Here is an 8,564-nt window from a genome sequence, read left to right on the forward strand (position 1 = left end):
TCGTCGTGCAGGCGGCGCAGCCAGCGGCGCAGTTCCTTGCGCACCTTGGCGTCGAGCGCGCCGAAAGGCTCGTCAAGCAGCAGCACCTTGGGCTCGACCGCCAGCGCCCGGGCCAGCGCGATGCGCTGGCGCTGGCCGCCCGACAGCTGCGAGGGATGGCGGTCGGCGAGCCAGTCCAGCTGCACCAGCTTGAGCAGGTCCATCACCTTGGTGCGGATCTGCGCTTCGCTGGGGCGCTCCTTGCGCGGCTTGATGCGCAGGCCGAAGGCCACATTCTCGAACACGGTCATGTGGCGGAACAGCGCATAGTGCTGGAACACGAAGCCCACGTTGCGTTCGCGCACATGCACGTCGGTCGTGTCCTCGCCGCTGAAATGGATGCTGCCCACGTCGGGCGACTCGAGCCCGGCGATGATGCGCAGCAGCGTGGTCTTGCCGCAGCCCGAAGGGCCGAGCAGCGCGATCAGCTCGCCGGACTGGATGTCCAGGCTCACATCACGCAGCGCCTGGAAACTGCCGAACTGCTTGCTTACGTTGCGGATTTCGATACTCATGGTGCTTGTTCTTTCAGGCAGACGTGGTCAGCGGCGTGGGCCGCTCGGGAGGCAGGTCGGCAGCTGCTGCCTGCTCGCGCTCCGCGCGCCATTCGGCTATCGATTTGATGACCAGGGTCACGAGCGCCAACAGCGCCAGCAGCGAGGCGGCGGCAAAGGCCGCGACCGACTGGTATTCGTTGTAGAGAATTTCCACGTGCAGCGGAATGGTGTTGGTCTGGCCGCGGATATGGCCAGACACCACCGACACCGCGCCGAACTCGCCCATGGCGCGCGCGTTGCACAGGATCACGCCATACAGCAGGCCCCACTTGATGTTGGGCAGCGTGACCTTGTAGAAGGTCTGCCAGCCGGTCGCGCCCAGCACGATGGCCGCCTGCTCCTCGTCGCTGCCCTGGGCCTGCATCAGCGGAATCAGCTCGCGCGCGATGAACGGGAAGGTCACGAAGATCGTCGCCAGCACGATGCCGGGCACGGCGAAGATCACCTTGATGTCGTTGGCCTGCAGCCACGAGCCCATCCAGCCGTGCGAGCCGAACATCAGCACATAGGTCAGGCCCGCAACCACGGGCGAGACCGAGAACGGCAGGTCGACCAGCGTCGTCAGAAAGGCCTTGCCCTTGAACTCGTACTTAGCGATGCACCAGGCCGCGGCCACGCCGAACACCAGGTTCAGCGGCACGGCAATCACCGCCGTCAGCAGCGTCAGCTTGATTGCCGACCAGGCATCGGGCTCGCGCAGGCCGTCGATATAGGCGCCGAAGCCCTTGCGCAGCGCCTCGGTGAACACCGCGGCCAGCGGCAGCACCAGGAACAGCAGCAGGAACGCCATCGCGATGCCGATCAGCGTCCAGCGCACCCAGGGCGCTTCGGTCGTGCCGGCCTTGGCCCGGCGCACCGGGTTGCGGGAAGAAGTGACTCCACTCATGCCGGTGCTCCTGCGTGGCGGCGCTGCCAGGCTTGCAGCGCATTGATGATCAGCAGCAGCACAAAGGAGATGACCAGCATCACCACCGCCACGGCGGTTGCGCCCGCATAGTCATATTGTTCGAGCTTGCCGATGATGATCAGCGGCGTGATTTCGGAAATCATGGGCATGTTGCCGGCAATGAAGATCACCGAGCCATATTCACCGACGGCACGGGCAAACGCCATCGCGAAACCGGTGAGCAGCGCGGGCGTGATGCTCGGCAGTATCACCTTGACGAAGATCTGCAGCCGCGTCGCGCCCAGGCTGGTCGCGGCTTCCTCGAGTTCCTTTTCCGCGTCCTCGAGCACGGGTTGCACCGTGCGCACGACAAACGGCAGGCCGATGAAGATCAGCGCGATGACAATGCCCGCGGGCTTGAACGCCAGCTGGATTCCCAGGGGTTCAAGGTATTGGCCTATCCAGCCGTTGCCGGCCAGCAGCGCGGTGAGCGAGATGCCGGCCACGGCCGTGGGCAGCGCGAACGGCAGGTCGACCAGAGCGTCGACGATCTTCTTGCCTGGAAACTTGTAGCGCACCAGCACCCAGGCGATCAGCAGACCGAACACCAGGTTGACCAGGGCCGCGATCAGCGAGGCGCCGAACGTCAGCCGGTAGGATGCCATCACGCGCGGCGCGCTCACGGCTTCCCAGAACTGCGGCCAGGTCATCGTGAAGGTCTTGAAGACCAGGGCCGACAGCGGAATCAGCACGATGATGCTGAGATAGAACAGCGTATAGCCCAGCGTCAGCCCGAAGCCGGGCAGAACGCGCTTGGCGCCACGGCCGCGCGGCGCTGGCGCGCCGGCGCCCGGCGAGGCGGAGAGAGATGCGGCCGTAGCCGAGTTAGCAGCGAATGCCATGGTGCGGGTGCGCGCGCCGGCTTACTTGCCAGGCGTGTAGAGCTTGTCGAACTGGCCGCCGTCGTTGAAGTGCACCTTCTGGGCTTCAGACAGCGAACCGAAGTACTTGGCGACGGTGAACTGCTTGAGCGGCTTGAACGTTGCGGCGTGCTTCTTCAGCACGGCTTCCGAACGCGGGCGCAGCGCATGCTGGGCAGCGATTTCCTGGGCTTCATCCGAGTACAGATAGTCCAGGTATTCCTTGGCCAGCGTGGCCGTGCCCTTCTTGGCGACGGTGCGCTCGACCACGGCCACGGGGTTCTCGGCAATGATCGACGAGGATGGGTACACCGCCTGGACCTTGCCCTTGCCGAACTCGCGGTCGATGGAAATCACTTCCGACTCGAACGTGATCAGCACGTCGCCGATATTGCGCTGCAGGAAGATCGCGGTCGCGTCACGACCGCCCTTGCCGAGCACGGGAACGTTTTTGTAGAGCTTGCCGACGAACTCCGCAGCTTGGGCATCGGTGGCGCCCTTTTCGCGCGCCGCGCCCCAGGCGGCCAGGTAGGCATAGCGGCCGTTGCCGCCGGTCTTGGGGTTCACCACCACGACTTGCACGCCGGGCTTGAGCAGGTCGTCCCAATCCTTGATGTTCTTGGGATTGCCGTTGCGCACCAGGAACAGCATGGTCGAGGTCGTGGGCGAGGCGTCGTTGGGGAACTTCTTGGCCCAGTCCTTGGCGACCACGCCGGTGCTGGCGAGGAATTCGATGTCGGTGGTGGTGTTCATGGTGACCACGTCGGCGTCCAGGCCGTCGTTGACCGCGCGCGCCTGGGCGCTGGAGCCCGCATGCGACTGGTCGATCTTCACGTCCTTGCCGGTGGTCTTCTTATAGTGCGCGGCAAAGGCGGTGTTGTAGTCCTTGTAGAACTCGCGCGCCACGTCATACGACACGTTGAGCAGCTGGTTCTGTGCCATTGCCGCGCCGCTGGCCGCAAAAGCAAGGCTGGCCAAAACGGTCTTGAGAGTCAAAGATTTCATGGTTGCAAAGCCTGGAACGTGAAGAAGTGTTTCATTGTCCGAATTTCTCCTTCAAACTCAAACGAATAGATTCTTGTTAATTAATCACCTTTTGGCATATAGAACTTGCAAAGGCATGCGCCGCCAGGCGATGCGCGCAAATTCATGCCTGCAATGCGGTCGCATCGGCGGGTGTGGAAGACCAGGCCAGGCCGGCGGTCAAGGACTGCAGCAGCGCCAGGCCCAGCGGCCAGGCGCCGTGGCCTGATTCGACATTCACATGGCCGGCGTTCTGCAGCCGCACCAACTCGCTGCCCCAGGCCCGCGCATAGGCGCCGGCAAGCCGGATAGGACAGAAGGGATCGTTGCTGCTCGCGACCAGCACGCTGCGATAGGGCAGCGGCGCCGCGGGTACCGGAGAAAAGTCGATCAACTGGGCACGGCGCTCGGGGTCGGCGGGCGCGACCAGCAAGGCACCGACCACGCGCTCGGCAGCCCGGGCCGAGATCTGCGTGGTCGCGATGCAACCCAGGCTGTGGGCCGCGATCACCACCGGCTCGGGACGCGACAAAATGCATTCCTCGAGCCGCCCTACCCAGGCGTCGCGGTGGGGCGTGATCCAGTCGTCCTGCACCACCCGCTCTGCACCGGGCAATTGCGCGGCCCAGAGGCTTTGCCAGTGACCGGGGCCTGAGTCGTGCCAGCCGGGCACGATCAATATGCGGGGGGGTTTATCCATGCCAGTTCTCCTTGAACGGACATTGTCTGCAGCTTCCGCCAAAATCCCAACGAACCATTGGTTGTTATCTTATGGTCCAGACGCACAGCAGCGGCTGCGCGCCGCCACAAGGATCAAGCGCCGCCAGGCCCCGATGAGATGCTGCTGCCGGGCATGGTCTCGGCAAGAAAATCAAGAAAGCTGCGCACTGCCGGCGACAGTCCGCGGCGCGAAGGAAACACCGCATGGAAGACTCCGGGCGGCGGCGACCAGTCCGGCAGCAGATGCACCAGACGGCCATCGGCAATCTCGTCATGGCACATATAGTCCGGCAGCCAGCCCATGCCCGTGCCGGCCAGCACCGCGAACTTCAAGGTCAGCAGGTCATCGGCGACATAGCGCGGCTGGTGCTGCAGCGTGTATTCCTGGCCTTGCGGGCCGGCCAGCAGCAGGCTGGAGCGGCCGTCGACCGCCGACATGGCGACGCTGTCGAGGCGCCCGAGCTCCTGCAGCCGGCCGGGCGTGCCCTGGCGGCGCAGCAGATCGGGGCTGGCGACCAGCACCTGGCGCGACATGTCCAGCCGCTTGACCACCATGCTGCCGCTGTCGTCGAGCGAGGCGCGTACGCGCAGCGCGACATCGATGCTTTCCTCGACCAGATTCACGGCCCGGTTGGTGACCTGCATTTCCACCCGCACCAGCGGATGGCGCGCAAGATAGACCGGCATCAGCTCGCCCAGCACGGTCTGGGCAATCGTCACCGGACAGCTCACGCGCAGCGTGCCGCAGGGCTCGGTGCGCACCTGGGCCACGGTATCGGCCGCGGCCTGGGCCGCGTCGCGCATCACCTGGCAATGGCGCAGATAGGCTTCGCCGACTTCGGTCAGCGACAGCTTGCGCGTGGTGCGCTGCAGCAAGCGCACGCCCAACCTGCCTTCGAGCTCGGCGACGCGCCGCGACAGCCTGGACTTGGGGATGCCCAGCGCGCGCCCGGCCGCGGCAAACCCGCCGCGCTCGACGACTTCGGCGAAATACAGCATGTCGTTGAGATCGTTCATTCCAAGCCTTATTGTCTCGCTGATAGAACAATCTATCGCATTTAAAGCAGCTTATCAAACATTCAACACAGCTGCACAATCTATACCAAGCCCTCACCGGCAACCATCCACATTTCGAATTCAAGGAGCCTTCCATGCAACTGCTGCACATCGATTCCGCCATCACCGGCGACATGTCCGTTTCCCGCGATCTGACCGCCCGCACCGTGCAGGCCTGGGTCGCTGCCCATCCCGGCCTGAACGTCGACTACCTCGACCTGGCCCAGGACGCTCCCAGCCACCTGTCGGCGGTTTCCATGGGCTTTCGTACCGGCCAGAGCGCCACGACCGAAGCCGAGCGTGCGGAAAATGCGATCTCCGAAAAGCTCGTGAGCCAGTTTCTGGCGGCTGACGTGGTGGTGATCGGTGCGCCGCTGTACAACTTCAGCATTCCCAGCCAGCTCAAGGCGTGGATAGACCGCGTCGCCCAGGCCGGCCGCACGTTCCGCTACACCGCCGCCGGCCCCGAAGGTCTGGCCAAGGGCAAGACCGTGATCGTCGTGTCGACCCGCGGCGGCGTGTACTCGACTTCCGAAGGCGGCCGCGCCATGGAACACCAGGAAAGCCTGCTGCAGACCGTGCTGGGCTTCATGGGCGTGACCGATGTGCGCTTCGTGCGCGCCGAAGGCATTGCCATGGGCCCCGACGCCAAGGCCGCGGCCCTGGTCCAGGCCGAGCAGGCCATCCACAGCCAGCTGGCCCTGGCTGCCTGAGCCTGCAGCTCGCTGCACCAGGCGGGCGCGCCCAACGCCGTCCGCCGACCGCCCTGCCGGGACATTGCCCCCAATGTCATCGCCAGGGCGGTTTTTTTTGTTAGGCTTGGAGCAATTCGGTGATAACCCTGATGCGGCCTTGCCCGCGCCGGGTTGGCGCTATCCTGTGACCACCTAACCATCTACGCCTACATGTCTTCCGCTCCGCAGCGCCCGCGCAAGTACACCGATGAGTCGTTCGTCATCTCCGCCGTCGCCGTAGGCCTGATCTCCGCCATCGTGCTGGGCTATCTGTTGAACTGGTATCTGGAATCCAAGAGCGCGCGCGAAATGACACGCGCCCAGTCCGTGGTCTACAAGCAATACCTGAACAACACCCCGGTGGAGGCGCCCAAGCCCTTGCCCGAAGCCATGGCCGAGCGGCTCAAGGTGCGTGAGCAGCTGCTGGCAAATCCTGCCGTCAAGCCCGGCCCGGCTTTTGCCGCGCCCGGCGTGCAGAGCACGGGCAAGGCCATCGTCGACGCGATCGACAATGCGCAGAGCCGATCGCGTCCAGCGCTGTAAGAAGCCGGGCCCGCCCTTGCGGCGGCTCGAGTCCCGGGACTCCAACCAGCGGCGGCAGAATTAACCACGGACCTGCTGGTGTTTACACCGGTTCGTGAAAAATGCTGGGCGCTCTGTGGCATTCTTCGCCCCTTGCCGTTGCCCGCAGGGGTCCCCGACGGCGCCCTCCCCCATTTGAATGAATGCCGCGCAGGCCTTTGCGTGGCTGCGCTGCGCATTGTCGCGGCCAGCCGCGGCCAAGGCTTGCGGCCGCATAAAGGTTTTCTGACATGACATTGCATCACCTGCGCTGGGTCGCCGGCCTTCCTGTACTGGTCGGCGGCATGTATGGCGTCGCCATCGCCCAGCCCGCCACCGAAGCCCGCCTGCCTGAAATCACGGTGCACAGCACGCTGGGCGGCACTTCGCTCGAGCAGACTCCGGCTTCCGTATCCGTGATCGACGCCGACCGGATGCGTGACCGCCAGCTGCAGGTGAACCTGTCGGAAAGCCTGTCGGGCGTGCCCGGCCTGCAGATCAACAACCGCCAGAACTACGCCCAGGACCTGCAACTGTCGATCCGTGGCTATGGCGCGCGCTCGACCTTCGGCCTGCGCGGCGTGCGCCTGTATGTGGACGGGATTCCCGCGACCATGCCCGACGGCCAGGGCGCGCTGTCGCATATCGACATCTCCAGCCTGGAGCGCGTCGAAGTGCTGCGCGGCCCCTACTCGGCGCTGTACGGCAACTCGGCCGGCGGCGTGATCAGCATGTACACCGAGACGCCCACCGGCCGCCCCACGGTCGAAGGCGGCTACTCGGTCGGCAGCGACGGCCAAAAGCGCATCTCGGGCAAGGCCAGCGGCCAGACCGCCCAGGGCCTGAGCTATGTGCTCAGCGCCAGCCGCTACCTGACCGACGGCTGGCGCGACCACAGCGCGGCCGACCGCAATGTGGCCAACGCCAAGCTGTCGACCGCCATCGGCGACGACGCGCGCCTGACGATTGTCGCCAACACCATGAAGTCCAACGCCCAGGACGCGCAAGGCCTGACCTGGGAGCAGTGGCAGGCCAACCCGCGCCGCGCATCGTTTCGCGCCGACAACGGCGAAGCCGTGGCCGAGAAGTTCAACACGCGCAAATCGCTGGAGCAGACCCAGGTCGGCGCCACCTACGAGCGCCGCCTGAGCGGCACGCAAAGCGTGTCCCTGACCGCCTATGCGGGCCACCGCTCGATGGAACAGTACCAGTCGCTGCCCGTCGCCACCCAGGCGCCTGCGGGCCATGCGGGCGGCGTGATCGACATGTCGCGCGACTACGCCGGCCTGGACGCGCGCTGGACCGGCCGCTTCGACAACGCGCCCGTGCCCGTCACGGTGACCGCCGGCCTGGCCTTCGACACCATGAAGGAAGACCGCCAGGGCTACGAGAACTTCATCGGCAGCCAGCTGGGCGTCAAGGGCGCGCTGCGCCGCAACGAAGACAACACGGTCACCAGCATAGACCCCTATGTGCAGGCCACCTGGCAGCTCGCTCCCACCTGGAGCCTGGGCACGGGGCTGCGCTACAGCCATGTGAAGTTCGAGTCCGACGACCGCTATATCCGCGCCGGCAACCCCGACGACTCCGGCTCCGTGACCCACAGCCAGGCCCTGCCCGTCATTTCGCTGTCGCACCAGCTGACGCCGGAAAAGACGGTCTACGTGAGCGCCGGTCGCGGCTTCGAGACGCCGACCTTTGCCGAACTGTCGTACCGCACGGGCAGCATAGGCGGGCTGAACCTGGACCTGCAGCCCAGCGCCAGCACCCAGTATGAAATCGGCTTTCGCGAACGCCTGACCGGCGCCGTCAAGGGCGGCTGGAGCGCCGCCGTGTTCCATTCGCGCACCAGCGATGAAATCGTCAGCGCCGGCGCGAGCAACGGCCGCACGACCTACCGCAACGCCGGCGACACGCGCCGCCAGGGCCTGGAACTGCAGGCCGACCTGCGCCTCACGCCCCAGTGGAAGGTGCAAGCCGCCTACACCTACCTCGACGCGACGTTCCGCCAGGCTTCGGGCAGCGCCGCCGCCGGCAACATGCTGCCCGGCCTGTCCAAGCAGCATCT

General features: G+C 65.6%; 9 protein-coding genes. 3 read left to right on the forward strand and 6 right to left on the reverse strand.

What is annotated here, in order from left to right:
* From RR928_RS22965 to RR928_RS22990, 6 genes are all read right to left on the reverse strand, one after another.
* On the reverse strand, positions 1-554 hold a 554-nt coding region (locus tag RR928_RS22965; RefSeq protein WP_332684375.1), incomplete at its 3' end, for a sulfate/molybdate ABC transporter ATP-binding protein.
* Between the two features lie 13 nt (positions 555-567).
* Positions 568-1,482, reverse strand: a complete 915-nt coding sequence (gene cysW, locus RR928_RS22970) for a sulfate ABC transporter permease subunit CysW (RefSeq protein ID WP_332538466.1) — start codon at positions 1,480-1,482, stop codon at positions 568-570.
* Positions 1,479-2,384, reverse strand: coding sequence for a sulfate ABC transporter permease subunit CysT (gene cysT / locus RR928_RS22975; protein WP_332548597.1), 906 nt, complete (start codon positions 2,382-2,384; stop codon positions 1,479-1,481). The genes cysW and cysT overlap by 4 nt, the downstream gene beginning before the upstream one ends.
* Positions 2,385-2,405: 21 nt before the next feature.
* Positions 2,406-3,407 (reverse strand): sulfate ABC transporter substrate-binding protein, encoded by a 1,002-nt coding sequence (locus RR928_RS22980; protein ID WP_332540151.1) that lies wholly within the window; start codon positions 3,405-3,407, stop codon positions 2,406-2,408.
* A 142-nt stretch (positions 3,408-3,549) separates the two neighbouring features.
* Positions 3,550-4,125 carry an RBBP9/YdeN family alpha/beta hydrolase gene (locus RR928_RS22985; RefSeq protein ID WP_332540152.1) on the reverse strand — a complete coding sequence of 192 codons (576 nt, stop codon included), beginning with the start codon at positions 4,123-4,125 and terminating at the stop codon, positions 3,550-3,552.
* 113 nt (positions 4,126-4,238) lie between these two features.
* On the reverse strand, positions 4,239-5,162 hold the full coding sequence (locus RR928_RS22990) for a LysR family transcriptional regulator (RefSeq protein WP_332540153.1): 924 nt from the start codon (positions 5,160-5,162) through the stop codon (positions 4,239-4,241).
* A gap of 134 nt (positions 5,163-5,296) precedes the next feature.
* Here RR928_RS22990 and RR928_RS22995 point away from each other — a divergent pair, with 134 nt between their 5' ends.
* The 3 genes from RR928_RS22995 to RR928_RS23005 form a co-directional block, all read left to right on the forward strand.
* A complete protein-coding gene (locus RR928_RS22995; RefSeq protein WP_332540154.1) occupies positions 5,297-5,914 on the forward strand; it encodes an FMN-dependent NADH-azoreductase in 618 nt (205 codons plus the stop codon).
* Positions 5,915-6,106: 192 nt separating this feature from the next.
* On the forward strand, positions 6,107-6,478 hold the full coding sequence (locus tag RR928_RS23000) for a hypothetical protein (protein WP_332540155.1): 372 nt from the start codon (positions 6,107-6,109) through the stop codon (positions 6,476-6,478).
* Positions 6,479-6,747: 269 nt separating this feature from the next.
* On the forward strand, positions 6,748-8,564 hold a 1,817-nt coding region (locus RR928_RS23005; protein ID WP_332540157.1), incomplete at its 3' end, for a TonB-dependent receptor.

Source organism: Comamonas sp., assembly GCF_036666375.1.
GTDB lineage: Bacteria > Pseudomonadota > Gammaproteobacteria > Burkholderiales > Burkholderiaceae_C > Comamonas.